This window comes from Kitasatospora sp. NBC_00374, from assembly GCF_041434935.1.
GTDB lineage: Bacteria > Actinomycetota > Actinomycetes > Streptomycetales > Streptomycetaceae > Kitasatospora.
Genome location: NZ_CP107964.1, coordinates 2,154,495 through 2,180,593, shown reverse-complemented (window position 1 = coordinate 2,180,593; position 26,099 = coordinate 2,154,495). Strand labels below are relative to the sequence as shown.

The window sequence follows — 26,099 nt, the reverse complement described above, 5'->3', positions numbered from 1 at the left end:
CTGCTGCACGGAAAACCGGCCCCGGCCGGTCCGCGCGCCGGCCGCTGTCGGGTGACTGACGGTCATGTCCGGGAAGGCCCGCCCCACCGGCCGACGGCTGCTCGTCCTGCTCCTCGCCATCGCGGTCGGCGTGGTCTTCGCCGTTCTCGCGGTCCCCACCCGGGCCGGGGCGGCGGGCATCTCGGTCCGCCCCGGCCACGGTCCCGTCGGCACCGCCGTCACCGTCAGCGGCAGCGGTTTCGGGAGCTGCGCGCCGCCGCTCAGGGTGAGCCTGGACGGCGACGACGGCGCGATCCCGAATCCCCCGTCCGGTACCTACGACGGCTTCTCGGTGACCTTCACCGTCCCCAGAGGGGTGAGCGCCGGTGTGCACCAGATAGAGGCGTCCTGCTCGGTCCAACCCCCCGAGCCGCGTCTCGGGCTCGGTGAGCACGCCGCCGCGGTGGTCCGGGCGACCCTCAGCGGCACGGCCGCGTTCACGGTCGACCCGGAGACGACGACGCCGGCCTCGACGCCGACGGTCGTCCTCGACCCCGGGCGGGGCGCGGCGGGCGCGCACATCCGGGCCACCGGGACCGGGTTCGTCTGCCCCGGCAAGGCCAGGCCTACCGGGGTGACGCTGTACTGGGAGGACGGGACGACACTCGCCACGGTGCAGATCGGCGGCTCGGGCGGGTTCAGCGAGCGGATCACGGTTCCGGCGGACGCTTCGAAGGGTGTGCACAAGGTGTCGGCCGCCTGCGTGAACAACCGCGCCATCGTCGGCAGCGCCTCCTACACCGTCCTGCCCAACGGCACCGACACCAACACCGACAACGGCGGGGGTGGCGGCGGTGGCGGTGGCGGCGGCGGTGGCGGGGGTGGCGGTGGCGGCGGGTCGAGCGGTGGAGGGTCCGGCGGTGGAGGGTCCGCTGCCACCCCGATCGGGTTGGCAGCCGGCGGAGCCGTTCTGCTGGCAGCCGCCGGCACCTACCTGGCCCGCCGAGGCCGGGTACCGAGGACGGCCCGTGCGCACGTGACCGCCACCCTCCTGCCGGAGGGGCCGGCCTACGTCCAGCTGGTCGAGCCCGAGCGGAACGGCCCGCGGACCCGCACCGTGCGGCTCGAACCCCGTGCCGACCCCGGCACCCAGACCATCGAGGGGATGGGCGCATGACCACCGACACTCTTCACCGGCCCACCACCGTCCGGGAACTCCTGCTCGGCGCGGAGCCCGCAGGTGCCACCGACGCGCTCGCCGAAGCCCTGCACGAGCACGGCGCGGTGCAGGACGTCCTGGCCGGCACGTCCCGCCTCACGGCCCCGGTCACGCATGCCGTCGAGCGGGAACTCGCCTCCGTGGTCGACGGTTTCCTCGCACTCGACCTCCTCGACCTCGCGGCCGGGGGCTGGCGCCGGCACGCGGCACTCCGGGAGGCCGCGCGGCGCACCCGCAACGCCCCGGACAGCGAGGAGGTCGTCGCCCTGGCGAACCACCGAATCGTCTCGGGGCACAGCCCGCACGTCGACGTCCTGGTGGACGGCGCCCGCCTCGGTACCGTGCAGTTCGACCTGCGCGTGGTGTTCGACCTGGAGGCGCTGGTGGCCGTGGTGCGTCAGGCGCGCCTGACGGCCCTCCGCTCCGGGCGCTGCCTGGTGACGGGCAGGCTGGCCGCGCAGCAGATCGTCCTCGCCCAACGACAGGGCCGGCTGGAGCTGCCCGGCGCGGTGGAACTGCACCGCGGCATCAGGCTGTTGCCCGAAGCGCCCCAGCCGCCCGCGTCCGCCCCCGCGGGCCTCACGGGCCTCGGGGAGCAGCCGACGGTCTGGGCCCGAGGGCGGACGGCATGACGTCCGACCCGGGCGGGCCGGACCGACCGGAAACACCATCGATGAGGAGCGATCATGGGTAAGTACAGTACGGGGACCTACAGGTCCTACCGGGCGGTGGCCGACTCGACCCGCGCCCGCCAACTCGCCGGGACGACCGCGCCGTTCTCGATCGAGGTCCGCTTCCTCGGCGGGCTGACGGACAGTCAGGACGACGCGTTCGCGCAGGCCGCCGACCGCTGGGTCCAGGTCATCGTCGGTGACCTGGACACCGCGATCGTCGGCGACGACGTGATCGACGACCTGCTCGTCGAGGCCGAGGGCGTGGCCATCGACGGCGTCGGCAACGTGCTCGGAATGGCGGGCCCCACCGACTTCCGCGACGCGTCCGCCGTCGCCGGAGCGCTGCTCCCGGCGAAGGGGATCATGAGGTTCGACTCGGCCGACCTGGCGCAGATGGAGACCGACGGAACGCTCGTCGACGTCATCACCCACGAGATGGGGCATGTGCTGGGCATCGGCACCGTCTGGACCGACTTCGACCTCCTCCACGGCGCCGGCACCTCCAACCCCACCTTCACCGGTCCCGGAGCCTCCGCCGAGTTCGGCAAGCTCCTCGGAGCCGGTGAGGCCGTCCCGGTCCCGGTGGCGAACGTCGGCGGCCCCGGATCCCGGGACAGCCACTGGCGTGAGTCGGTCTTCCGCAACGAGCTGATGTCCCCCACCATCGCCGCGGCCGGCAACCCGCTGAGCCGGTTGACCGCGGCGAGCCTGGAGGACCTGGGCTACCAGGTCGACGTCGACGCCGCCGAGCCCTACGACCTCCCCGACCTCCTCGCCGCCGCCAGATCGGGCGAGTCGCTCTTCCGCGAAGGCCTGGTCCACGGTGGCATCGTGCTCCCGGTCATCCCCAGCCGGAGCCCCGCCGGGCGGCCCTGACACCGCCTCCGCCCCGTCCCGGCCCGGGGTGGCGCCCGGGCGCCGCGTAATCCGGTTGATCGTCCGGCCCGACGGCTGTTAGGAATCCGGGGTCCGCGCGCCCGCGTGGCAATGACCCCCGGAGGATGCCGTGGTACCCGGAGAGCTGGTGCAGCTGCGCCCGATGGAGCCGTCGGACGCCGAGGCGCTGTGGCGCTGGAACAGCGATCCGGAGGTGATGCGGTGGATGGAGGACGGCTACCGGCAGACGCTCGCCACCGTCGTGAAGGGCCTGGCGGAGCGCGAGCGCAACAGGTACCAGGACGTGCTGTACGGCGTCGAGGCGAAGGCCGACGGCCGGCTGGTCGGCCTGGTGCGGTTGCACGGCGCCGAGCCGGAGACCGGGATCGCCGAGATCGACGTCTACCTCGGCGAGAAGGACCACTGGGGCCGCGGCTACGCCACCGACGCGATGCGCACGATGTGCCGGTACGGCTTCGAGCAGATGCGCCTGCACCGGATCCAGCTGACCGTCGTCGCCGAGAACCACCCCGCCCGGCACATCTACCAGAAGGTCGGCTTCGTCGAGGAGGGCCGCCTGCGGCAGTCGTTCCGCCGCGACGGCCGGTGGCACGACCAGCTCCTGATGGGGCTGCTCGAAGGTGAGCTTCGCTGACGGGCCGTCGGGGCGGCCGACTACGGTGGGGTGATCGGGCAGGGCCGGGCGACGGGCGGGGTGGCGATGGCGGGGCGTGAGCGGCGCGTGGTGTTCGGGGAAGCGGTGGAGCAGTACGAGGCCGCCCGCCCCGGGTATCCGGAGGCGCTGGTGGCCGACGTGCTGGCGTTCGCCGGCCCCGGCCGGCCGGTGCTGGAGGTCGGCGCGGGCACCGGCAAGGCCACGACGTCCTTCGCCGCCCACGGACTGGACCTCACCTGCCTGGAGCCGGACGCCCGGATGGCCGACCGCCTGGCAGGCCGGTTCGCCGCCGACCCGCGCGTGTCGGTCGAGGTCGTCGCCTTCGAGGAGTGGACGCCCGCACGCCGGTACGGCCTGCTCTTCAGCGCCCAGGCCTGGCACTGGATCGACCCCGCCCGCAGCTGGGACCTCGCGCACGCCGCCCTGGAACCCGGTGGATCTCTCGCGCTGTTCTGGAACGCCTTCGGGGTCGCGGACGCGGCGCTGTTCGCCGCGCTCGCGGCGGTGAACCGGCGGTACGGCACCGACCCCAGCCACATCCCGCACGGCGCGCCGGCCGAGTCCCTGGCGGGCGACATCGAGGTCGGCGGGGACTGGCCGGCCGCACAGCTCGCCGGCGACACCCGCTTCACCGACCACGTCAACCGCCGCTACCGCGGCCGGCACTCCTACACCTCGGCCGGCTACCTCGACCTGCTGACGTCGATCTCCGAGTACCGGATGATGCCCGACACCGCCCGCGCGGCAGCCCTCGCCCACGTCGCGCGGACCATCGACGACCACGGCGGCACCATCGAACTCGCCGCGGTCACCGACCTGTTCCTCGCCCGTACGGTCTGAGCCTCAGACGGAGCCGAACTCGCCGTCCGCGACTGCGGTGACGAAGGCTCTCCAGGAGCGGGCGGGGAAGGTCAGGACGGGCCCTGCCGGGTCCTTGGAGTCCCGCACGGGGACGACCCCCGGGTGTCCCGGGGCGACCTCGATGCACTGGCCGCCGCCGCTGCTGTAGCTCGACTTGAGCCACGGGGGGCCGGTCAGGTCAACTTCCTCGATCATGCGGCCCAGTTCCTTCCGTGCGTCGCGGATCATCGCGAGGGAATCGGCTTGGGACAGAGCCTCCACCTGGAGCCGATCGTAGTCCGCCGCCCAGGCGCCGACGGTCTCGCTGTCCCGGTCAAGGTAGCCCCGCCGTAGCGTCTCGGTGTACCCCAGCGACGTCCGGCCGGGAAGTGCCAGCAGTGTGACGGCGCCGGTGAACGGCCGCCTCTCGCCGAGGCCGAACGGAGCCATCTGGATGATGACGTTCGGCCGTTCTGCCAGCCGTTCGAGGTGTCTGAGTTGACCAGTCATCACGGCAGGTCCGCCGACCTCACGCCGGATGCAGCTCTCGTCGAGGACAGCGTGCAGAAGTGGCGCCGGGGTACGTTCCAGCAGGCGCTGCCGACCAAGTCGGAAGGCCAGGCGCTCGTCCGACTGGTCCTGGGTGATCGTCCCGCGCGCGACGGAGCCGGACAGGTCGGCATTCGCGTACGCAGCTGTCTGCAAGAGGCCCGGGATGATGCCGAGTTCGAACAGCCGCAGCTCGGTGGCCACCGCCTCCTGAGCGGCGAACTCGGGGAAGCCCTCGATCAGCGAGTCGTGCCCGAGGTGCCACCACATGAGCGAGAGCGTGCCGCCCGTCTCCAGCACGTCGTCGGCCCGGGCGGCGAACTTCGCGGACGGGACGCGGTCGGCGCGTTCGACGTACGAGACGTAGGCGCCGGAGTAGTTGACCAGACTGCCCAGTTGGCTCTGGGTCAGGTCCTTCGCCGTCCGCGACCTGCGCAGCTGTACCCCGAAGGCGGCCAGCGGCGAGGCGGAGGGGTCGAGGTCCCGCAGGTTCATGGAAGCCCCCGGTTCAACAGGTTCGCCTGTCAAGTTCAAGCCGTTCCGATCCTAGTGCGCCGCGGCCATGATGTGTGGCGGAACGACTACGGAGAGGAGTCGGTGATGGCGGAGTGCGAGCGTGGGGGGCGGACGGGCACGGTTGGGGCGGAGGCGGGAGGGGCCCGGTTTCGCCCGGGTGACCTGGTCCGCGACCGCAGGGCCGGGCGCAACGGCGTCCTCATGGACGTGCGGGGCGGGCGGTACTACCTGCGGCCGGAGGGCGGCGGGTTGGAGTGGACGGCGGAGGTCGGTCAGCTCGGTGACCCGCACGACCGTGCCGCACCGGGGGAGTCGGCGTGAGGGCGGTCCGTTCCCTGCTGGCGGCCTGGTGGGCGCCGGCGTCCGGGCGCTGTTTCCGTGCGGATCCGCCGCCTCGTCGGGCGGGTGGACCGGCCGCCGCGCCGGGCGATCGGGCGGTGCTGGTGCGGGCGCGTTCGATCGCCGCCGGGCTCGCCGTCGCGGCCGGGACCCGGGCCCACCTGGCCAGGGCGCCGTCGGGCTACCGGGTTTCGGCGCGGGCGCCCCGGGATCCCGAGCGGCTGTCGACCGTCCTGCGCGCGCTGGGGCTGGCGGACCGGTTCGGGCACAGCACCCGTGACGGCGGCATGCTGTGGTGCGAGGTCGACGACCGTCCCCCGCCGGGTGGCTGACGGGTGGTCGGCCGCCGGGCGGGGGAGGGTGGTCAGGCGGAGGCCAGCGAGACCTCGGTGGACTTGATCAGTGCGACCACGGACGAGCCGGCGGCCAGGCCGAGCTCGTCGGCGGCGTCCGCGGTGATGGCGGCGGTCAGTTCGGCGCCCTCGACGGAGACCTTGACGCCGGCCATCGCGCCGCCCTTGGCGACCTCGGTGACGGTGCCGGCGAGCTGGTTGCGGATGCTGACGCCGGTGAGCGGGCCGGTGGCGAGGGCGACCTCGGTGGACTTCACCAGCGCCCGGACCTTGGTGCCGGTGTGCAGGTCGAGTTCCTTGACGGCGTCCACGGTGATCGCGGCGGTCAGCTCCTGACCGCCGGCGACGCTGACCTTGACGGTGGCCATGACGGCCCCGGTGGTGACGGAGAGTACTGTGCCGGGGATCTGGTTGCGGATGCTCAGGCTCATGGTGGGTCGATGCCTCGATCTCGTCGCTCGGAAGGGATGTTCCCGGACGTGCCACCGCCACTGTAGGCCTCGGTGAATCCCCAGGTCGGAGGGGTTTCGCAGGTGCCAGGGCGAGGCCGCGTCAGGGCTTGCGGATGCAACGTCAGCCGATGGCCGCGGCCCGGACGCAGAGCACGTCCGGCAGGTGCGAGGTGAGCAGCGACCAGGTCTCGCCCTCGTCCGCCGAGCCGTACACCTCGCCGTTGCGGTTGCCGAAGTAGACGCCGCCCGGCTCGGCGTCGTCGGTGCACAGCGCGTCACGCAGCACCACTCCGTAGTGCGCGCCCTCCGGCAGGCCGGCCGACAGCGGGTGCCAGTTCTCGCCGCCGTCCCGGGTGCGGTAGATCCGGCAGCGGTGGCCGGCGGGGAGGCGGGCGTAGTCCGCGTCGAGGGGGAAGAGGTAGGCGGTGCCGGGGGTGCGGGGGTGGGTGGTGATGCCGAAGCCGAAGGTGGCGGGCAGGCCGTCCTCGATCGGGTGCCAGCTGCCGCCGCCGTCGTCACTGCGGTAGACGCCGCCGTGGTTCTGCAGGTAGAGGCGGTCGCGGTCGCCGGGGTCGGCGGCGACCTTGTGCACGCACTGGCCGAACTCCGGGTCCGGGCCGGGCAGGAACTCGGCCTTGATGCCGTGGTTGGACGGCCGCCAGCTGGCTCCGCCGTCCTCGGTGCGGTAGACGCCGCCGGTGGAGACGGCGACGGTCACCCGGTCCGGGTCGCGCGGGTCGGTGAGCACGGTGTGCAGGCCCTGGCCGCCGAAGCCGGCGTTCCACTCGGCGCGCTGCGGGTGCTCCCAGAGCGCGTCGACCAGCTCGAAGCTCTCGCCGCGGTCGGTGGAGCGGAACAGCGCGGCGGGCTGGGTGCCCGCGTAGACCACGCCGGGGGCCTCCGGACCGGCCGGGTGCAGGGCCCAGACCCGTTCCAGCGAGGTGCCGGTGCGTTCGGGGAACCGCACCGCGGGCCGGGGCGGTTCCTGCCAGCTCGCGCCGAGGTCGTCGGACCACCAGACGGAGGGCCCCCAGTGGCTGGAGTCGGCGCCCACCAGCAGGCGGACCGGGCCGTCGCGCCGGTCGACGGCGACCGAGTACACGGCGTTCATCCGGAAGTGCGGCCCGGTGAAGGACCAGTCCTTCCGGTCCTCGCTGCGGCCCAGGAAGAGGCCCTTCTGCGTGCCGACGGCCAGCAGCACCTCGGTCATGGCGAACCACCTGCCCAGAGTCGTACGGCCCCCGGGCGTCAGTCTGCTCCGGGCCCGCTGCGGCCGCACGCCACCGCGCCGGGAATGGATGGCCCACCGTGATGGTTTACGATTCAACAAGATGGCTCCCGTCCAGGAGCCCCGTACCGGAGGAGAGGCAGATGGCTTCCACGATCGACCTGCGCCGCGCCGACGAGCGCTTCCACACCCGGACGGGCTGGCTGGACTCCCGGCACTCCTTCTCCTTCTCGCGGCACTGGGACCCGGCCAACACCCACTTCGGCCTGCTGCTGGTCTCCAACGACGACACCGTCGCGCCGGGCACCGGCTTCGACACCCACCCGCACCGGGACATGGAGATCATCACCTGGGTGCTGGACGGCGCCCTGGTGCACCAGGACTCCGAGGGCCACAACGGCATCGTCTACCCCGGCCTGGCCCAGCGGATGAGCGCCGGCACCGGCATCCTGCACAGCGAGAGGAACGACTCCTGGACGCTGGACGGCAGCCCCGAGCACCGCGAGCCGGTCCGCTTCGTGCAGATGTGGACCATCCCGGACGCGGCCGGCACCGTGCCCGGCTACGAGCAGCTGGACATCAACGACCAGCTGGCCCAGGGTGGTTGGACGACACTCGCGTCCGGGATGACCAAGCACTCCGCGCAGCGGGCGATCGGCATCCGGCAGAAGCACGCCGCGCTGCACGTCGCCCGGGTCCGCCCCGGCGAGACGCTGGAGCTGGCGACCGCCCCGTTCGTCCACCTCTACGTGGCGCGCGGCGAGGTCTCCGTCGAGGGCGCGGGCCTGCTGGGCGAGGGCGACGCCGCGCGGATCACCGGCGCCGAGGGCCAGCGGGTGACCGCCGGCCCCGAGGGCGCCGAGGTGCTGCAGTGGGAGATGGACGCCGCCGTCACCGTCGGCTGAGGCCGGCCGGACCGGCTACCGGCCGTCCCGGCAGCCCTCCAGCAGGCGCAGCCAGACCTCGCTGATGGTGGGGTACGACGGGACGGCGTGCCAGAGGCGGTCGATCGGCACCTCGCCGACCACGGCCACGGTCGCGGAGTGCAGCAGCTCCGCGACCGCCGGCCCGACGAAGGTCGCGCCGACCACCACGGACCGGTCCTGGTCGAACACCACCCGGGCCCGGCCGGTGTACCCGTCGGCGTAGAGGGAGGCACCGGACACCTGTCCGAGGTCGTGGTCGACGGCGCGCACGTTCAGGCCGCGCTGCGCGGCCTGTGCGGCCGTCAGGCCGACCGAGGCGGCCTCCGGCTCGGTGAACACCACCTGCGGCGGGCCGGCCGTGTCGGCGGTCGCGGCGTGCGCGCCCCAGCGGCCGGTGTCGGTCCGCTCGCCGCGTGCGCGGGCGACGATCGCGGCGCCGCCGATCCGGGCCTGGTACTTGCCCTGGTGGGTCATCAGGGCGCGGTGGTTGACGTCCCCGGCCGCGTACAGCCAGCCGCCGGGGACGTCCGTGACCTGGCAGCTGTCGTCGACCGGGAGCCAGCCGCCGTCCTTCAGGCCGACCGTGGCCAGGCCGATGTCCCCGGTGTTCGGGGTCCGCCCGACGGCGTACAGCACCTCGTCCGCGGTGAGGGAACCGCCGCCGGACAGCCGCAGTTCGACCGGCCCGTCGCCGTCCCGGCGGACCTCGGCCACCTCGGTGTTCAGCCGGATGTCCACGCCCGCCGCGCGCAGCCCGTCGGCGACCAGTTCCCCGGCGAAGGGCTCCATCCGGTCCAGCAGGCCGCCGCCGCGCACCAGCAGCACCACCTCGGAGCCCAGCGAGCGCCAGGCGGTGGCCATCTCGACCGCGACCACCCCGCCGCCGACCACCGCGAGGCGCCCGGGCACCCGCTGGGCGCTGGTGGCGTCCCGGCTGGTCCACGGCCGGGCGTCGGCCAGGCCGGGCACCGGGGGCAGGGCGGCCCGGGTGCCGGTGCAGACCGCGACGGCGTGACGTGCCGTCAGGACCCGGTCGCCGACCCGCACCTTCCGCTCGCCGGCCAGCCGGCCGTGGCCGCGCACCAGCTCGATGCCCACGCCGCGCAGCCAGTCGACCTGGCCGTCGTCCTTCCAGTGCGAGGTGAACTCGTCGCGCCGGCGCAGGACGGCCGCCGGGTCCAGCCGGCCCTCCGCCGGTACGCCGGGCAGCGCGCGGGCGTGGGAGAGCGCCGAACCCGGGCGCAGCAGTGCCTTGCTCGGCATGCAGGCCCAGTACGAGCACTCGCCGCCGACCAGTTCGCTCTCGACCAGCGCCGTGCGCAGCCCGGCCGCGGCCGTCCGGTCGGCGAGGTTCTCGCCGGTCGGGCCGCCGCCGAGGACCACCACGTCGTACTCATCGGCCTGTTCGGACATGGCTCTCCCTCGACGTCGGACGCTGTGGCACCGGCCCCATCCTCTGCCGGGGGGCGGTGCCGTGGCCAGCGCCGGGAGCCGGTGTGTCGCCGGGGGAACAGATCCGGTGCGTGCTCAGAGCAGGGCGGGGGCGAGCTCACCGGTGTCCGGGCGCTCCGGGACGGGGCCGGTCATCAGCCGCTGCGGGCGGCGGACCAGCAGGTAGCCGAGGCCGACCAGGGTGACCACGCCGGTGCCGAGCAGCGCGGCCCAGACCTGGTACCAGGGCGCGCCGGGCGGGGCCAGGACGGCGCGCGGCCAGCAGATGTTGAGCACCTCCAGCCCGGTCCACAGCACGGCCAGCACGTTCAGCGGGGTGCCCCACCTGCCGTACGAGACCGCTCCGGCCGGGCGCCAGGTGCCGCGCAGCCGGGCGATCAGCGCGGCCAGGCTGAGCAGGAAGAACGGCAGGAAGGTGGCGGCGGTGCCGAAGGTGATCAGGCTGCCGATCGCGGTGGACTCCAGGCCGAGCGGCAGCGCGGCGGCGCTGATCAGGGTGGCGGCGACCAGGCCGCCGACCGGGGCCTGGTGGCGGTTGACCTTGCGGACCCGGTCGGCGAACGGGAAGACGCCGTCCCGGGCGAGCGAGTAGAGGCCGCGCGCGGCGCCGCCCTGCGAGGCCATCAGGCAGGCGGTGAAGCTGATCAGCACGACCACCACGAACGGCTTGGCCGACCAGTCGCCGAAGCCGGTGGTGACGGCGGTGGTCACCGGGTCGAGGTCGGCGCCGGAGACCACGGCGGCCGGGTCGGGGTGGGCGAGCACCACCGAGACCGCGTTCAGGATCACCACGGCGCCGACGCTGAGCAGCGCCCACCGCATGGCGCGCGGCACCTGGCGGGCGGCGTCCTTGGTCTCCTCGGCGGTGGAGACGCAGGCGTCGAAGCCGATGAAGGCCCAGCCGCCGACGGCGACCACGGCGAGGAAGGACATCAGGCCGCCGGTGCCGGTGGTGGCGGGGGCGTCCAGGGTGTCGGCGAGCAGGGAGATCCCGTGCTCGCGGTAGAACAGCAGCAGGGCGAGGCCGACCAGGACCGAGGCGACGGCCTCGGCGGCGATGCCGAGCGAGACGATGCGGCGCAGCAGGTTGATGCCGTAGGCGTTGACCAGGGTGCAGACCAGCATGAAGGCGGCGGCCGCCAGCACCAGCCGGGCCGGGGTCGGGGCGGCGCCGAACAGCGCGAAGAACCAGGGTGCGGCGAGGTAGGCGACGGTGGTGTTGGCGAACATCACCGCGAACTGCCACATCCAGCCGGTCATCCAGGCGAAGGAGGGTGCGGCCAGCCGGCGGCTCCACTGGTAGGCGCCGCCGGCCAGCGGCCACTGCGAGGCCAGTTCGGAGTAGACGCAGACCACCAGCAGCTGGCCGAGCAGGCAGATCGGCAGCGCCCACACCCAGGCGCCGCCGAACACGCCCATCCCGACCTGGGCCACCGCGTACAGCCCGACCACGGGGGAGACGACGGCGAAGCCCATCGAGATGTTGCCCAGCACGCCGAGACTGCGGCGCAGCTCCTGCCGGTAGCCGAGGGCCGCGAGCTGGTCGCCGTCGGCCGCCGGGGCGGGGGCGTGTGCTCTGGGAGGGTTCTCGGTCATGTCCGGGCCACCTTGCCGTCGACAAAAACTAACTTTGTTAGTCGGGGACGGTAGCCGGTGACACCGGGGAGCGGAAGGGGTCGACACCAGGATGTAACGTGACCGCGTCGACAGCACATGTGAAGGGCGGGGGAGCGTGGGGCGACCGAGCAGGGCACTGCTGAGCAGGGACGTCATCGCCAGGGCGGCACTCGACGTGATCGACGCGAGCGGCGCCGACGGCCTCACCATGCGCGCCCTGGCCGACCGCCTCGGCGTCAAGGCCGCCTCGCTCTACAACCACGTCGCCAGCAAGGACGAGCTGCTCGACGCGCTCGCCGAACTGGTCAACGAGGAGATCGACCTCACCCCGCTGCGGCGCACGGCCACCACCGACTGGCGCCAGGACCTCGCCGCGTACGCCCGCGGTTACCGAGCCGTCTTCCTGCGCCACCCCAACACCATCGCGCTGCTCGCCCGCCGCCGGGTCGAGGCCGGCCGGCAGCTGCTCACCTACGACACCCTGCTCGCCGCCCTCGGCCGGGCCGGCCTCGCCCCCGCCGACGCAGCCGAGGCCGCCGCCGCCCTGGACTACCTGGTCCTCGGCTCGGCCCTGGAGACCTTCAGCGCCGGGTTCACCCGCGACGCCGGCTCCTACCGCCCGCACCACCCCGCGCTGGCCGGCGCCCTCGAAGCCTCCGCCGAACGCGGCCCGGGGCTGGACGATCGCGGATTCGAACTGGCTCTGCGGCTCCTGCTGGACGGCCTCGCGGCCCGCGCTTCCTGAACCCGCGCGGCACCACCGGCGCACCGGCCCACCGGGCCGGCCCCGGACAGGCCGGTGGGGGCCGGCTCGTCCCGGCCCCCACCGCTCGTGGAGCGCGCAGCCCTGCGCCTGCGCCTCAGCCCTGCGCCTCGGCCTTCGCCTTCTGCTCCGCCACGTTGGCGTGCACCTCGGCCATGTCCAGCTTGCGGGCCTGCTCGATCAGGTTCTCCAGGGCCGGCTCCGGCAGAGCCCCCGCCTGGGCGAACACCAGGACACCCTCACGGATGATCGCCAGCGTCGGGATCGACTGGATGTCGAAGGCGGCCGCCAGCTCCTGCTGCGCCTCCGTGTCCACCTTCGCGAAGGTCAGGTCGGAGTGCCGCTCCGCCGCCCGCTCGTACACCGGCGCGAACATCCGGCAGGGGCCGCACCAGCCCGCCCAGAAGTCGATGAGGACGAACTCCTTGCCCTCGGCCTGGACCAGTTCGTCGAAGTTGTCCTTGGTCAGTTCGACCGTGCTCATCGGGTTCTCCCTGCCCTTCGTAGTGACTCGGTCCCGTCAACCGGCGCGGCGCCCGGTCTATTCCGAAAAAACTTTCCGTGACGTTGAACGCTGCCGCCGAGGCGTGCGTATCCCTGGATGAGCGGGTGCCGGACGGCGCCCGCGGGGGCACCACAGCCGCCCGAACTACCAACCGACACACGCCTTGTGGGGGAATCGCCATGCCCAAGTACAGCCGCGCCGCCGTCTTCGCCGCCGCCACCGTCGCCGTCCTCGCGCTCGTCACGGCCTGTGACCCCGACGGCGACCCGGCCGGTTCCGCAGCCCCGGCCCCGGCCGCCTCCTCGGGCGCCGCGCAGACCCCGGCCCCCGCCGACGGCGGCGGCAAGGCCGCGCTCCAGACGGCCACCTCCGGCACCCTCGGCACGATCGTCACCGACGCCACCGGCTACACCCTGTACCGCTTCGACAAGGACACCGCCAAGCCGTCCGCCTCCAACTGCAACGGCGCCTGCGCGACCACCTGGCCGCCGGCCACCGCCACCGACAACCCCCAGCTCAAGGGCATCGACAGCAAGCTGGTCGGCACCGTGACCCGGGCCGACGGCAGCAAGCAGCTCACCCTGAACGGCTGGCCGCTGTACCGCTACGCCCAGGACACCAAGCCCGGCGACACCAAGGGCCAGGGCGTCGGCGGGACCTGGTTCGCCTCCACGCCCACCGGCACGAAGGCCGGCGCCACCGCCGCCAGCCCGAGCCCGAGCGACAGCGGCTACGGCTACTGAGCCGCCAGTCGACAGCCGGGAGCCGACCGGGGCGGGTGCGGCGCGGGCGCCCGCGCCGCACCCGTTGGGGATATCGACAGATGCGGCCGCCGACTTGAGGCGGCCGCCCGTAGCGACCGACGGAATTCGTCCGCCAAGGGCGACCCCGTCTCGACCAGGAGGCAACGGGTGCGCAAGGATGGCACCGTGACCGACCTTCCCCGCGCCGCCGGACGGTTGTCCGACGGCGGGCCGCCGACAGGCCCGGGGCCGGACGAGGAGCTGATGCGGACGCTCTACCGCGACCACGCCGGCCCGCTGTTCGGCTTCGTCCTGCGACTGGTCGCGGGCGATCGGCAGCGGGCGGAGGACGTCGTGCAGGAGACCCTGGTCAGGGCCTGGCGCAACATCCACCGCCTGGACGTCGACCACGGTTCGGTCCGCCCCTGGCTGGTGACGGTCGCCCGGCGGATCGTCATCGACGGTCACCGCAGCAGTCTGGCCCGCCCGCGCGAGGTCGACCCGTCACCGCTCGAACTGCTGCCCGCCGAGGACGAACTCGAAAAGGCGCTACGACTGATGACCATCTCCGACGCGCTCGACGACCTCAGCCATGCCCACCGTGAGGTCATCGTCGCCACCTACCTGAAAGGCTGTACGGTCAATGAGGCGGCAGCCGAGCTCGGCATCCCAGCAGGCACAGTCCGGTCCAGGATCTTCTACGCCCTGCGTGCGCTGAAGATCGCGCTGGAGGAGCGAGGAGTGACACCGTGACGTCGCATCAGGACGAGCACCTCGACGTCGGCGCGTACGTCCTCGGCGTGCTCGACCCCGCCGACCGGCTGCGGTTCGAGGCGCACCTGGCCGGCTGCCCGCGCTGCAGCGCCGAGATGGACGAACTCGGCGGCCTGGAACCGCTGCTCGCCGAACTCGTCGAGGCCGGACCGGTCCTGGAGCAGCCGAGCGACCACCTGCTCGGCCGGCTCGTGGACGAGGTCTCCGCGGCCCGCCGGCGCACCCGTACCCGCCGGCTGTTCCTGGTCGCCGCCGCGGCCGTGCTGGTGATCGGCGGCCCGGCCGTGACGCTGGCCGTGACCCACGAGGACAAGCCCGCCGCCGTGGCCGCCCAGCAGTTCAGTGCCACCGACCCCACCACCGGGGTCTCCGCCACCGTCGGGGTCACCCAGAAGAAGTGGGGCAGCCAGGTCAGCCTGGCCCTCTCCAACGTCCAGGGCCCGAAGCAGTGCGACCTGATCGCCGTCTCGCGGGCCGGCGAGCGGCAGACCGTCACCAGCTGGTCCGTCCCGCCGACCGGCTACGGCGCCGACGCGGCCCTGCAGACCTCCGGCGGGGCGGCCCTGCAGCCGTCCGAGATCGACCACTTCGAGGTCCGCACCCTGGACGGCAAGCAGCTGCTGGTGTCCGTCCCGCTCCAGGTCTGACCCCGACCCAGGTCTGACCCCGGCCCACCGGGTGCACCGCCGAACGCCGGCGGTGCACCCGGTCGTCCGTCGGCTCCCGGCCGGCGTCAGGCGGCCACGGCCACGCCCAGGGAGTCGGCGCCCATGGGCTTCGGGGCGCCCTTCTCGTAGAAGACGTCGAGTTCGGCGATGGTGAATCCCGCGTCGGTGAGCAGTCCGACGATCGGCCGGTCCAGGTGGCAGCCCGCGAAGAGGCGCTGCTCCAGCGGGTCGAACCGGTGCTGCCAGCGCCGGACGTTCTCGTCGGGGGCCAGCCCGTGTTCCACGAAGTGCAGCGTCCCGCCGGGCCGCAGAACCCGTCGGACCTCGCGCAGTGCGGCGGCGACGTCCGGGATGGTGCACAGCGTCCAGGTCGACAGCGCGGCGTCGTAGCTGTCGTCCGGGAACGGCAGCACCTGCCCGTCCAGCCCCGCCCGCCGGACCGGCACCCGCGACGCCGCGAGCCGCTTGCCGGCCAGCCGCCAGCCCACCTCGGACGGTTCGACGGCGTCGACCCGGGTCACCGCCGCCGGGTAGTGCGGCACGTTGAGCCCCGAGCCGAAACCGATCTCCAGCACCTCGCCCGCGAGGCCCGCGCAGACCCGCTCGCGCAGCTCCCCGGCTTCCCCCATGGCGCACGCGACGTTCACGATCCGCGGCACGACCTGCTCGGCGTAGAAGCCCATGACAACCTCCGGAGCTCCCCTCCAGTCTGGCACTCCCGGGGCTCGCCGCCGAGGTGAGCGCCAGGCCCGGACCGGAGCCGGGAGCGGGAGGGTCATCGGTCCGCGGCGATCCGGCGCAGGACCCGGCCGCAGCGGCGCGCGTACAGCTTCTGCAGGACGGGTACGGCGGGCCCCGCCAGGCGGGTGTACCAGCGGGCCGGGCGGCTGAAGGCGGTCACCGTGAACCAGACCGCCAGTGCCGCGTCCAGCTCGACGACGAAGGCCTCCTCGCCGCGTTCGGGGTGCCCGCCGAGGGTCCCGTAGGAGAAGCCGATCCGGTCCGGCTCCCGGGCCGCCCACACCACCCGGCAGGGTGCGACGATCCGCAGCGGCCCGGCGCCGACCGCGCAGTCCACCCGGACGCCGGCCTCGGCGCGCCCGGCGGGGGAGTGGACCCGGACGCCCGCCTCGCGGTGCATCCGCCAGGTCGTGACGGCGGCCCCGGCGGCCTCCAGGACGTCGCGGCCGTGGCCGATCAGGACGCGGTGGTGCAGGTGGTGGTACCCGTCGGGCAGCGGCCCCGGCCGGGTGGTCGCGCCGACCTCGCGGTAGCTGAACGGTGTGGCGGTCATCGGTGCTGCTCCTCGAGTCGGTGCCAGGCGAGCAGGCCGCACAGGGCGAAGCCGAGCGCGTTGCCCAGGCCGTGGGTGGCGGCCATCCAGGTCAGGGTCGGGTGGGGGATGCCGGACGCCTCGCCGAGCGCCCACCAGAGGGCGAGCAGCATGGTCGCGGCGAGGACGGCGGCGGAGGTGCCCAGCAGGCGTCCGGTGACCCGGTCGGCGGTGCGGTGCCGCAGGTCCTGCCAGGTGACCAGCCCGACCAGCCACATGCCGGCGGTGAGCACCAGGGCGCCGAGCAGTTCGGCCCAGTCGTCGACGAAGTAGCCGGCGAGGACCAGCAGGGTGCCGGCGGGCACGCTGAGCGCGGCGAGCCGGGCGGCGGGCCGGGCGGGTGCGGTGCGGCAGACCAGCCCGGCGACGAGTGCGGCGGCGAAGCCCGCGAAGTGGAAGTGCGGGACGGTCAGGGCCAGGATGTCGAGGTCGAAGCCGAACAGCCGGTACCCGGCGCGCTCGGCGACCAGGGCGAGTCCGGCGACCGAGGGGGCGGTGAGCGCGGTCAGGACGGCGGCCTCGGCCGGGGCGAGGGAGCGGGTGCGGGCGAGCCGGAGCGGGGCCCGGGCCGCGAGCGCCAGGGTGGCGAGCGCGTAGACCCCGGCGGCCGCGGCGGCGGTGGGGCCGCGCGGCAGCCAGAGCGCGACGGCGCCCGGGAGGGCGGCGACGGGCCACCAGCGGGCGGTCCGCGAGCCCCGGCCGTAGGTCAGCCGCAGACCCAGCGGGAGGACGGCGACCATGCCGAGCAGCACGATCAGGTTGACCAGGACGGTCACGGAAGCCCCCTCTTGAACGCGTTCAAACTCTGCTGCCGCAGACTCTACGCACAGAACTGAACGCGTTCAACATCGCCCTCGGCGCAGTCGGCGGCGCACACTGAGAGAGAAGGAGGGCTCGCGTGCCCGTCCGTCCTCGGCCGTCCGCACGCGGGCGGGTGTCATGCCGAAAGACCCGTTGATCTGCCCCCGCTGCGGCCGGCCTCAGCGGGTCGTCCCCGGGGGGCCCGAGCGGGCCGCCAAGGTGGTCCACGCCGACACCGGCCGGGAGGAGTGCGATCCGGCCGACGGCGGACGGTCGCCGGGCTGAGCGGGCGGCACGCGCCCGGGTCGGAGCGCACCAACGCACCCAGGAGGTGGCAGTGATGAGAACCCTGGTCGGATGGCACATCGAGATGGAGTTCCAGGAGGAGGGCGACCGCACCAAGGCGGCCGCGCTGGTCCGCCTGGCGGACGGCACGGAGGTCCGTTCGCACGGCTACAGCACCCGGCACCGGGCGGACGCCCCGCAGCTCCGGGTCGGCGAGGAGGTCGCCGGGGCCCGGGCCCTCAACGACCTCGCCATGCAACTGCTGACCAAGGCCCACGACGAGCTCAAGTCGAACGCGAAGGCCCCCGACTACCCGCTGATGTGACGCGCCGCCTCCTGCCGCGGTGACACCCCCGGACCGTCCTCGGCCGCCGTGCCCGCGACCGGCCGGCCGAGGGCGTCGGCCCGGGACCGCCCGGCCCGCCGCACGGCCGGCCGCATCGCGGCGCCATGGCCGTCAGTCCGACCACCGGGGTGACGTGCGGCGCCGAGCAGACCTGGAAGGCGCCGTCGCCCAGCGCTTTGGTGAGCTGTGTGGCGGCCGACCGGCGGGAGAGCGCTCCCCCGCCGGTCTCAGGCGCGGACCTCCTCGACGATCCGGCCGTCGCGCAGCTCCACCACCCGGTCGGCCAGCTCCATCAGTGCGGGGTCGTGGGTGGCGACCAGGGCGGTGACCCCCTCGCTGCGCACCACGGCGCGCAGCAGCTGCATCACCGAGCGCCCGGTCTCGAAGTCGAGCTGGCCGGTCGGCTCGTCCGCGATGATCAGGGCGGGCTCGTTGGCCAGCGCCCGTGCGATGGCGACGCGTTGCTGCTGCCCGCCGGAGAGTTCGCCGGGCCGCTGCCGGGCGTGGTCGGCCAGCCCGACCATGGCGAGCAGGGTGCGGGCCCGCTCCTCGCGGCGGGCGGCGGGCACCCTGCGCAGGCGCATCGGGACGCCGACGTTCTCGGCGGCGGTCAGCACCGGGATCAGGCCGAAGGACTGGAACACGAAGCCGATCCGGTCCCGGCGCAGGGCGAGCCTGCCGTCCTCGGTGAGGCCGGCGAGGTCGGTGCCGTCCAGTCGGACGCTGCCGGCGGTGGGCCTGTCCAGGCCGCCCACCAGGTTCAGCAGGGTGGTCTTGCCGGATCCGGATCGGCCCTTGAGCGCGGTGAGTTCACCGCGGCCGGCGGAGAAGGAGACCCCGCGCAGGGCGTGCACGGCCTGTGGTCCGGTGCCGAAGCTCCGGCGGAGGTCCTCGACCACCACCATGGGCGGCGGTGCGGTGGCCGGGTCCCGATGCTGCGTCATGGTGCTCTCCCCCTGGGCGGATCATCGGTGCCGATGTTCGAATTTGCTCATTGAGCACATAAGAAACGCAAGTCTCTTCCGTACAGTGACCAAATCTGACAGCATCGTCCGCTATCCGGTGCTCCTCGGCCGGAACTGGGGAGGAACGGATGCTCGGCCTTGTCGTCCGCCGCCTGCGCGGGCGACCAGCCCTCGCCGCGGCCGTACTGCTGACGGTACTGATCACCACGACCGTGCTCACCACGCTCGTGGCCTTCGACCGGACCGTCGGCGAGGCCGGCCTGCGCCAGGCACTCCAGGGGCCGGACCGGACCAGGACGACCGTCCTCGTCGGCAGCACCCGTGACGCCGGCGCGCGGGCCCAGGACGAGGCGGCGGTCCGGGCCTTCGCCGACGACCTGTTCGGCCGGCTGCCCACCACGGTCGAGAGCGTCCCGCGCAGCCGCTCGTACGGGCTGCCCGCCGCAGCCGCCACCCCCCGGCCCGCCGGGGACTCCGGCGGCAAGGACCCGGACCTCACCGTGCTCGCCGCGCTCGACCACGGCCGGGTGGAGCTGGCGGCCGGACGGCTCCCGGCGCCGCCCGGCGGGCCCGGCGACCCCGTCGAGGCCGCCGTACCGCAGGCCGCGCTCACCCGCCTCGGCCTGACCCCCGACGCGCTGCCCGCCCAGGTGGTCCTCGACGACCGGTTCGGCGGCGCACCCCTCACCCTGCGGCTCACCGGTGTGTACCGGGCGGTGGACCGCGCCGCGCCGTACTGGCGGCTGGACCCGCTCGGCGGCCGGGAGATCCAGGTGGTCGGCTTCACCACCTACGGCCCGATGCTGGTCGACGAGGCCGTGTTCGGCACCGGCCGCATCCGGCAGGACGGGCGGAACTGGCTCGTCACGGCCGGGTTCGGCGACGCCCGGCCCGCCGAGGTCGACGCCCTGCGCGCCCGGGCCGAGCCGCTCCAGCTCGCCTTCCAGCGTTCCAGCGGGCTCCAGGTCCGTACCGAACTTCCCGAGCTGATAGCCGAGTTGAAGACCAGCGTGCTGGTCTCCCGATCGACCCTGCTGGTCGGCGCCCTCCAACTCGCCGTGCTCGCCGCGGCGGCCCTGCTGCTGGTCGTCGCGCTCATGGCAGCCCGTCAGGAGAACGAGAACAGCCTGCTCGCCGCCCGCGGCGCCGCCCGCCGGCAACTGGCCGCACTGGCCGCGGTCGAGGCACTGCTGCTCGCACTGCCCGCCGCCGCGCTCGCACCCCTGCTCACCCCGCTGCTGCTGCGCGCCCTGGGCGGGTTCGGGCCACTCGCCCGGGTCCCGCTGGACACCGGCCTCCGGTGGACCCTGTGGCCCGTCGCGGCCGGCTGCGCGCTGGCGTGCGTCGCGCTCACCGCAGCCCCCGCACTGCTCCGCCGGGTCGGCGCCGTCACCCTGCGGCGGGCCGGCCGCCGGCAGAACCTGGTCGCCGGAGCGGCCCGATCCGGCGCGGACCTGGCGCTGCTCGCCCTCGCCGCCCTGGCCTACCAGCAGCTCGCCCGGCACGGCCACGGCGGACCCGCCCCGGACCGGACGGGCCGACGCGGCGTCGACCCCGTGCTGATCGCGGCACCCACCCTCGCCCTGTGCGCGGGCAGCCTGCTGCTCCTGCGGGTGCTCCCGTACGCGGCCCGGCTGGGCGGCACGCTGGCGGCCCGGGGACGCGGCCTGGCGACCGCGCTGGTCAGCTGGCAGCTGGCCCGCCGGCCCGCCCGCTCCACCGGGCCCGTACTGCTGCTGACACTCGCGGTGTCCAGCGGCGTGCTGGCGCTGGGACAGCACACCGCCTGGTCGGCCTCGCAACGCGACCAGGCGGACTACGCGACCGCCGGCGGCCTGCGGATCACCGCCTCCTCGGTCGCCCCGATCGGCCAGGTCGGCCGCTACGGCTCCCTGCCCGGCGCCGACCGCCTGATACCGCTGCTCCGCTCGGAGCAGCCGCTGCCGGGCGGCCGCACCGGGCAGCTCATCGCGCTCGACGCCGCCAAGGCCGCCGACCACCTGCCGGTCCGGCCCGACCTGCTCGACGGCCGCAGCGTGCGGGACCTGTTCGGCCCGCTCACCCCGGGCCCCGTCGACGAGGCCGGCCTCCGTCTTCCCGGCCACCCCACCCGGATCGACCTGGAGCTGGGCGTCCGGGTGCTGGCGCGATCGGTCTGGACGCCCGACGGCTCGGCAGGCCCGCCCGCGACCGGCCCCAGCCGTCTCGACCTGTGGCTGCTGCTGACGGACCGCCTCGGGCTGACCCACCGGGTCCCGGTGCCCGCGCTGCCCGCCGAAGGCGAGGCGACCACCTCGGTCGACCTGGCCACGGCCGCCGGCGCCCCGCTCGGATCCGCCGCCGCGCCGCTGACCCTGACCGGGTTCGTGGTCTCCGGCGGCGCCCAGCCGAGGGAGAAGGTCATCGGCGAGCTGACGGTGCGCCGGCTCACGGTCGCCGACAGCCCCCAGGGGCCCGCCACGGAGGTCGCCGCCCCCGCCGCGCTCACCTGGTCGGTCACCACCCCGGCCGACGCCGCCGCCTCCGACGGGAGCTGGACACCGGGTGCCGGCCCCCCGAACCGGCCGGCCCTCCTCGTCCTCGGCTACCGGGCCGGACCGTCGGCGGGGGCGAACGCCCGGGCCATCCTCACCCCGGCCTCCGGCGGGCAGCCGCAGGCCGGCCCGAAGGAACTGCCGGCCCTGGCCACCCGCGGCTACCTGGAGGCGGTCGGCGCCTCGGTCGGCGACCTGGTCCGCGTCCCGGTGGGCGGCGCGGCCGTCGTGCCGCTGCGGATCACCGCTGTCGTCGGCTCGCTCCCCGCCGTCGGCGACACGGCGGTCCTCGTCGACCTGGCCGCCGCCGGGCGGCTGCTGGCCGCGGCCGGGGCGGACCGCCCCGTCCCGTCCGAGTGGTGGCTGCCCGCCGCGGGCCCGCACGACGACACCCCGGTGCGGGCCGCCGCGGTCCTGCGTTCCTCGGCCGGCGCCGAGAGCCTCGACCTGCGCGAGGAGGCCGCGGCCAGGCTGCTCGCCGACCCGCTCGGCGCGGCGCCCCAGAGCGCGCTGGCCGCGCTGGCCGTCGCCGCCGCCGTACTGGCCGCGATCGGCTTCACCGCGGCGGCGGCCGCCGGAGCGGCCGAACGGGCGCGGGAGTCCGCCGTGCTGCTGGCCCTCGGTGCGCCACGGCGACGACTCGCCCGCACAGCCGTCGCCGAACAGGCCGTCCTGGTGGGCCTCGGCACGGCGCTGGGGCTCGGCCTCGGCACCCTGATCGCCCATCTGGTGGTCCCCCTGGTGGTGCTCACCCCCGCCGCCGGGCGTCCGGTCCCCGAGGTCCTGGTCGACCTGCCGGCCGGGCCCACCGCCCTGCTGGCGGCGGCCATCGCCGCCGGGCCCCTGCTGTCGGCCTTCCTCGGCGGACGACGGCACCGAGACCTGGCCGCCCGCCTGCGGTTCGTGGAGGAGACGTGAGCGCGCCCGTGACCCCGGCCCGGCCGCCGGCCCCGCAGGCCCCGGGCGGCGCGGGCCGCCCGCCACTGCGGCCCGCCCCCTGGGTGCTCACCCGGCTGCGCGCCACGCCGCTCGCCGCGGTGCTGAGCGCGGTCCTCGCCTTCACCGTCGTCCTGCTGGCCACCGCCCTGCCCCGGGCGCTCGACCGCGGCGCCGACGGGGCACTGCACAGCTACCTGGCCCGCAGTGGTCCGGCCGGGACCAGCCTGCTGGCGACCGCGGCCTCGGCCTCCGGCGGCAGCGCCCAGGACCTCGACGTGGTGCTCGGACGCCTCACCGCGCGCACCGGCCACGATTTCCGCCTCGATCCGAGCGGCCCCGTCCACGGCGCGCGGGCGCTGAAACCCCGCAGGCTGACGAACCCGGAGCTGGCACGCCCCGACGGCCTGCCGCCCACCCTCACCCTGGCGTACGTGGCCGAGGCGCCCTCGCACGTGCGGCTGGTCGAGGGACGCTGGCCGAGCGGCCGGCCCGGCCCGGACGGCGCGGTCCCGGTCGCACTCGCCACAGCCGCCGCCAAGGCGATCGGCGCCGGGCTCGGCGCGGTCCTCGACGGTGGGACGAACATGGACGGCCGCCAGCTGGTCCAGGTGGTCGGCCTGTACGCCGCCGATCCGGCGGACGAGGTCTGGACCGGCCTGCCCTGCCTGCTCCGAGCCTGCCTCAACACCGACGACGACATCCCGCCCCGGACCTTCTGGCAGACCGCCGCGCTGGTCGGCCCCGAGTCCCTGCCCGCGCTCCGGCCCTGGGGCGTCCAGTCCGAGGACTTCTGGCGGCTGCCGGTCGACACCGGTGCGCTGCGCGCCGACCGGCTCGCGGGGACCGCACGGGAGATCCGGGCGTTCGTCGCCGGTCCGACGGCCACCGAGCTGACCCGCGTCACCGCCCGGTCGGACCTGCGGATCACCTCCGTGCTGCCCGACCTCCTCGAACGGGCGCAGGCCCGGCAGTCCGCCACCGCCCCGCTCACCGCCTCCGGCCCGGCCGGGGCGGCCGGGGTCGCCGCCGTGGTGCTGTGCCTGGCCGCCGTGCTCACCACCGACCGCCGGGCACAGGAGCTGCGGCTGCTGCGGGCCCGCGGCGGCTCCCGCGCCGGGATCCTGCGCCGCCTGCTCGGCGAGGGGGCGGTGACGGTGCTGCCGGCCGCCGCGGCGGCGACCGGGCTCGCGCTCCTGCTGCTGCCGACCCCGCGCTGGACGGCCGCCCTGGCGGCCGCGCTCGCCACGACCGTGCTCGCCCTGCTGGCGTTCCCCGCCCGGGCCGTCGGCCTGCTCGGCGACCGGAGCCGGCCCGCCGGCTGGCGGCGGGTGGCCGCGGAGGCGCTGGTGCTCGCCGTCACGGCGGCCGCCGTGTCCGAGGTCCGCCGCCGCGGCGTGGCGCCGGCCGGTGAGGGCCCGGACCCGCTGCTGGTCGCCGCCCCGCTGCTGCTGGCCCTCACCGGGGCGCTGCTGCTGGCCCGGCTCCAGCCGCTGCTGATCGGGGCCCTGGCGCGGGCCGCCGGGCGGCGCCCAGGGGCGGTCGGCTTCCTCGGCCTGGCCCGCGCGGCTCGGGGCGGAGACGGCCGGCGGCGCCCGTCGCTGCTGCCCCAGCTCGCGCTGGTGCTCGCGGTCACCACGGCGGGCTTCGGAGCCACCGTGCTGGCGTCGGTGGACACGGCCCGGCTCCAGGCGGCCCGTGTCGCCGTGGGCGGCGACGCCGAGGTGACCGCCGCGCCGGGCACCGACCTCCCGGAGGCGTTCCTGACGGCCGCGGCGGCGCTGCCCGGTGTCCGGACCGCCACCGCGGTCCGGACCGACGACGGGGTGACCATGGTCGGCGCCGACGGCGTCCCGGTGCGGGCGACGTTGGTCGTGGTCGACCCGGTGTCGTACGCGGAGCTGGCCCGGACGGTGGGGGTGGGCCGGTTCGACCCGGCGCTGCTCGCCGCCGCCGGCGGACCGTCGGACCCGGTGCCCGCGCTGGTCACCCGGGACCTGGCGAACCGGCAGGCGGCCGGGGCGCACAGCCTGCGCCTGCCCGGGCGAGCCGACCTCCCCGTCGTCTTCGCCGGAGTGGTCGACGGTACGCCCGCCCTTCCCGGCGGGAGCGGGGCCACGGTGCTGCTCCCGGTCGGCCCGGCCGCCACCCGCCTGGCGCAACTGGCCCACCCCAACGGGTGGTTCGGCCTCGGGGCGATCGACGACGCCGGGCTGCGGCGGCTGGCCCACGAGGCCGGGGTGAGCGCCGAAGACCCCGAGCGGTCGGTGAACCAGGTGCACACCAGTGCCGCGAAGGTCGCGGAGCTGAGCGCCGACTCCCTGCAACGGACGGCGGACCGGCTGTTCCGGGCGACGGTGGCCGGGGCGGCCGGGTTCGCGCTGCTGTCCGTGCTGCTGGGCCTGGTCCGGGCGGCACCCGAACGGGCGGCCCTGCTCGCGCGGCTGCGGACGATGGGCCTGCGGCCGCGACAGGCGGTGGCGCTGCTGCTGGCCGAGGCCCTGCCGCAGGCGCTGGTCGCGACGGTGGGCGGCGCTGTGACGGCGGTGGCCGCGGTGGCGCTGCTCGGGCCGGCCGTCGACCTGTCGTCGATGGTCGGCACCCCGGTGCCCACCGGGCTGCGGCCCGCCGTACTGCCCGTCCTGGTCCAGGCCCTGGCCGTCGCCGCGCTCACCACCGTGGGCGTACTGGCCGAGGCCGCGGTCCGGGGCCGTCGACAGATCACCACCGAGTTGAGAGCGGGAGACAGCCGTTGAGCAGCGCGTCCCAGGACCTGGCCGCGGACGGGTCGCCGACCCTGCGGGATCTTCAGCACCGGGCGCTGGCCGCCGCCGAGCCCCGGGCGTACGGGGCCGGCGCGGCGATCGCCTGCGACCGGCTGGTGCGGATCTTCAGCGCGGACCGGATCGAGGTGCAGGCCCTCCAGGGGCTCGACCTGCTGGTCGACCAGGGTGACCTGGTCGCCCTGGTCGGTGCCTCCGGCAGCGGGAAGTCGACGCTGCTCAACATCCTCGCCGGCCTGGACGTTCCGACGGCGGGCCGGGCGACCGTGGCCGGCTGCGACCTGCTGGGCATGTCCGCCCGGGAACGCCTGCGCTACCGCCGCGAGGTGGTCGGCTTCGTCTGGCAGCAGACCGCGCGCAACCTCCAGCCGTTCCTGACCGCGGCCCAGAACGTGGCCCTGCCGATGCAGTTGCGGGGCGGCGGACGCTCGCGCGGGGCGGCGAAGCGGCAGGCGGCCCGGGTCGCGGAACTCCTGGACGCCCTGGACGTCGGCGACCTCGCCGACCGCCGGCCGGACCGGCTCTCCGGCGGCCAGCAGCAGCGGGTGGCGATCGCGGTGGCCCTGGCCAACGACCCGGCGGTGGTGCTCGCCGACGAGCCCACCGGCGAGCTGGACTCGGAGACCGGAGCCGGGATCTTCGAGGCCTTCCGCACCGTCAACCGCGAACTCGGCGCCACGGTCGTCATCGTCACCCACGACCCGCTGGTGGCCGGCGAGGTACGCCGGACGGTGGCGGTCCGGGACGGCCGGACCAGCAGTGAGGTGCTCCGGCGCACCGTCACCGACGAGCACGGGACGGAGTCGGTCAGCGAGCGGGAGTACGTGATGCTCGACCGCACCGGCCGGGTCCAGCTCCCGGCGAAGTTCCTGGAGGCGCTCGGCATGGAGCACCGGGTGGCGGTCGATCTCGCCGCCGACCACATCGCGGTCCGGCCGGACGCGGCGTCCGAGGGCTGAGCGCCGCG

The 26,099-nt window shown here is 75.1% G+C and carries 25 protein-coding genes; 15 read left to right on the top strand and 10 right to left on the bottom strand.

Annotation, left to right across the window (positions count from 1 at the left end):
- Positions 1-64: 64 nt before the first annotated feature.
- The 5 genes from OG871_RS09695 to OG871_RS09675 all read left to right on the top strand — a co-directional run bounded on the left by OG871_RS09695 (position 65) and on the right by OG871_RS09675 (position 4,264).
- A complete protein-coding gene (locus tag OG871_RS09695) occupies positions 65-1,156 on the top strand; it encodes a hypothetical protein (protein ID WP_371495959.1) in 1,092 nt (363 codons plus the stop codon).
- A complete protein-coding gene (locus tag OG871_RS09690; protein ID WP_371495957.1) occupies positions 1,153-1,830 on the top strand; it encodes a hypothetical protein in 678 nt (225 codons plus the stop codon). The genes OG871_RS09695 and OG871_RS09690 overlap by 4 nt, the downstream gene beginning before the upstream one ends.
- Positions 1,831-1,884: 54 nt before the next feature.
- Positions 1,885-2,748: a leishmanolysin-related zinc metalloendopeptidase gene (locus OG871_RS09685; RefSeq protein WP_371495955.1), complete on the top strand. Its 864-nt coding sequence runs from the start codon at positions 1,885-1,887 to the stop codon at positions 2,746-2,748.
- Positions 2,749-2,878: 130 nt separating this feature from the next.
- Positions 2,879-3,403 carry a GNAT family N-acetyltransferase gene (locus OG871_RS09680; RefSeq protein ID WP_371495953.1) on the top strand — a complete coding sequence of 175 codons (525 nt, stop codon included), beginning with the start codon at positions 2,879-2,881 and terminating at the stop codon, positions 3,401-3,403.
- Between the two features lie 87 nt (positions 3,404-3,490).
- Entirely contained in the window at positions 3,491-4,264 is a 774-nt protein-coding gene (locus OG871_RS09675) for a trans-aconitate 2-methyltransferase (protein ID WP_371495952.1), read from the top strand.
- Between the two features lie 3 nt (positions 4,265-4,267).
- On the opposite strand, the gene OG871_RS09670 is transcribed toward OG871_RS09675, so the two are convergent.
- Positions 4,268-5,308 carry a Scr1 family TA system antitoxin-like transcriptional regulator gene (locus tag OG871_RS09670; protein WP_371495950.1) on the bottom strand — a complete coding sequence of 347 codons (1,041 nt, stop codon included), beginning with the start codon at positions 5,306-5,308 and terminating at the stop codon, positions 4,268-4,270.
- A gap of 458 nt (positions 5,309-5,766) precedes the next feature.
- Here OG871_RS09670 and OG871_RS09665 point away from each other — a divergent pair, with 458 nt between their 5' ends.
- Positions 5,767-6,000, top strand: a complete 234-nt coding sequence (locus OG871_RS09665; RefSeq protein WP_371495948.1) for a hypothetical protein — start codon at positions 5,767-5,769, stop codon at positions 5,998-6,000.
- Positions 6,001-6,032: 32 nt separating this feature from the next.
- On the opposite strand, the gene OG871_RS09660 is transcribed toward OG871_RS09665, so the two are convergent.
- Both OG871_RS09660 and OG871_RS09655 read right to left on the bottom strand, forming a co-directional pair.
- The gene (locus tag OG871_RS09660; RefSeq protein WP_371495946.1) at positions 6,033-6,452 is read right to left on the bottom strand and encodes a molybdopterin-binding protein; all 420 of its coding nucleotides are present in this window, start codon (positions 6,450-6,452) and stop codon (positions 6,033-6,035) included.
- 142 nt (positions 6,453-6,594) lie between these two features.
- Positions 6,595-7,683 carry a WD40/YVTN/BNR-like repeat-containing protein gene (locus tag OG871_RS09655; protein WP_371495944.1) on the bottom strand — a complete coding sequence of 363 codons (1,089 nt, stop codon included), beginning with the start codon at positions 7,681-7,683 and terminating at the stop codon, positions 6,595-6,597.
- Positions 7,684-7,844: 161 nt separating this feature from the next.
- Between OG871_RS09655 and OG871_RS09650 the strand changes: the two genes are divergently transcribed.
- Positions 7,845-8,606: a pirin family protein gene (locus tag OG871_RS09650; RefSeq protein WP_371495943.1), complete on the top strand. Its 762-nt coding sequence runs from the start codon at positions 7,845-7,847 to the stop codon at positions 8,604-8,606.
- 15 nt (positions 8,607-8,621) lie between these two features.
- Here OG871_RS09650 and OG871_RS09645 read toward each other — a convergent pair whose 3' ends face one another.
- Together OG871_RS09645 and OG871_RS09640 are read right to left on the bottom strand one after the other, a co-directional pair.
- Positions 8,622-10,040, bottom strand: a complete 1,419-nt coding sequence (locus OG871_RS09645; RefSeq protein ID WP_371495941.1) for an NAD(P)/FAD-dependent oxidoreductase — start codon at positions 10,038-10,040, stop codon at positions 8,622-8,624.
- A gap of 114 nt (positions 10,041-10,154) precedes the next feature.
- Positions 10,155-11,675: an APC family permease gene (locus tag OG871_RS09640; RefSeq protein WP_371495940.1), complete on the bottom strand. Its 1,521-nt coding sequence runs from the start codon at positions 11,673-11,675 to the stop codon at positions 10,155-10,157.
- Positions 11,676-11,811: 136 nt separating this feature from the next.
- Between OG871_RS09640 and OG871_RS09635 the strand changes: the two genes are divergently transcribed.
- Positions 11,812-12,441, top strand: coding sequence for a TetR/AcrR family transcriptional regulator (locus OG871_RS09635; RefSeq protein ID WP_371495939.1), 630 nt, complete (start codon positions 11,812-11,814; stop codon positions 12,439-12,441).
- Between the two features lie 115 nt (positions 12,442-12,556).
- Here OG871_RS09635 and trxA read toward each other — a convergent pair whose 3' ends face one another.
- Positions 12,557-12,943, bottom strand: coding sequence for a thioredoxin (gene trxA / locus OG871_RS09630; RefSeq protein WP_371495937.1), 387 nt, complete (start codon positions 12,941-12,943; stop codon positions 12,557-12,559).
- Positions 12,944-13,143: 200 nt separating this feature from the next.
- Between trxA and OG871_RS09625 the strand changes: the two genes are divergently transcribed.
- The 3 genes from OG871_RS09625 (at position 13,144) to OG871_RS09615 (ending at position 15,128) form a co-directional block, all read left to right on the top strand.
- Entirely contained in the window at positions 13,144-13,707 is a 564-nt protein-coding gene (locus OG871_RS09625) for a hypothetical protein (protein WP_371495935.1), read from the top strand.
- A 168-nt stretch (positions 13,708-13,875) separates the two neighbouring features.
- Positions 13,876-14,460, top strand: coding sequence for a sigma-70 family RNA polymerase sigma factor (locus OG871_RS09620; RefSeq protein ID WP_371495933.1), 585 nt, complete (start codon positions 13,876-13,878; stop codon positions 14,458-14,460).
- Positions 14,457-15,128, top strand: a complete 672-nt coding sequence (locus tag OG871_RS09615) for an anti-sigma factor (protein WP_371495932.1) — start codon at positions 14,457-14,459, stop codon at positions 15,126-15,128. Before OG871_RS09620 ends, OG871_RS09615 begins: the two co-directional genes overlap by 4 nt.
- A gap of 86 nt (positions 15,129-15,214) precedes the next feature.
- Here OG871_RS09615 and OG871_RS09610 read toward each other — a convergent pair whose 3' ends face one another.
- The 3 genes from OG871_RS09610 to OG871_RS09600 all read right to left on the bottom strand — a co-directional run bounded on the left by OG871_RS09610 (position 15,215) and on the right by OG871_RS09600 (position 17,258).
- Positions 15,215-15,832, bottom strand: a complete 618-nt coding sequence (locus OG871_RS09610; RefSeq protein WP_371495931.1) for a class I SAM-dependent methyltransferase — start codon at positions 15,830-15,832, stop codon at positions 15,215-15,217.
- Positions 15,833-15,924: 92 nt separating this feature from the next.
- On the bottom strand, positions 15,925-16,443 hold the full coding sequence (locus tag OG871_RS09605; RefSeq protein WP_371495929.1) for a DUF1990 family protein: 519 nt from the start codon (positions 16,441-16,443) through the stop codon (positions 15,925-15,927).
- Positions 16,440-17,258: a YndJ family protein gene (locus OG871_RS09600; protein WP_371495927.1), complete on the bottom strand. Its 819-nt coding sequence runs from the start codon at positions 17,256-17,258 to the stop codon at positions 16,440-16,442. Before OG871_RS09600 ends, OG871_RS09605 begins: the two co-directional genes overlap by 4 nt.
- A 362-nt stretch (positions 17,259-17,620) precedes the next feature.
- Between OG871_RS09600 and OG871_RS09595 the strand changes: the two genes are divergently transcribed.
- The gene (locus tag OG871_RS09595) at positions 17,621-17,893 is read left to right on the top strand and encodes a DUF1876 domain-containing protein (protein ID WP_371495925.1); all 273 of its coding nucleotides are present in this window, start codon (positions 17,621-17,623) and stop codon (positions 17,891-17,893) included.
- 248 nt (positions 17,894-18,141) lie between these two features.
- Here OG871_RS09595 and OG871_RS09590 read toward each other — a convergent pair whose 3' ends face one another.
- Positions 18,142-18,858, bottom strand: a complete 717-nt coding sequence (locus OG871_RS09590) for an ABC transporter ATP-binding protein (RefSeq protein ID WP_371495923.1) — start codon at positions 18,856-18,858, stop codon at positions 18,142-18,144.
- Between the two features lie 149 nt (positions 18,859-19,007).
- Between OG871_RS09590 and OG871_RS09585 the strand changes: the two genes are divergently transcribed.
- From OG871_RS09585 to OG871_RS09575, 3 genes are read left to right on the top strand one after another with little or no spacing between them, the layout of a single operon-like run.
- Positions 19,008-22,331: an FtsX-like permease family protein gene (locus OG871_RS09585; RefSeq protein WP_371495922.1), complete on the top strand. Its 3,324-nt coding sequence runs from the start codon at positions 19,008-19,010 to the stop codon at positions 22,329-22,331.
- Complete coding sequence (locus tag OG871_RS09580) at positions 22,328-25,105, top strand: hypothetical protein (RefSeq protein ID WP_371495920.1); 2,778 nt, start codon at positions 22,328-22,330, stop codon at positions 25,103-25,105. Before OG871_RS09585 ends, OG871_RS09580 begins: the two co-directional genes overlap by 4 nt.
- Positions 25,102-26,091: an ABC transporter ATP-binding protein gene (locus tag OG871_RS09575; protein WP_371495918.1), complete on the top strand. Its 990-nt coding sequence runs from the start codon at positions 25,102-25,104 to the stop codon at positions 26,089-26,091. The genes OG871_RS09580 and OG871_RS09575 overlap by 4 nt, the downstream gene beginning before the upstream one ends.
- Positions 26,092-26,099: the final 8 nt, after the last annotated feature.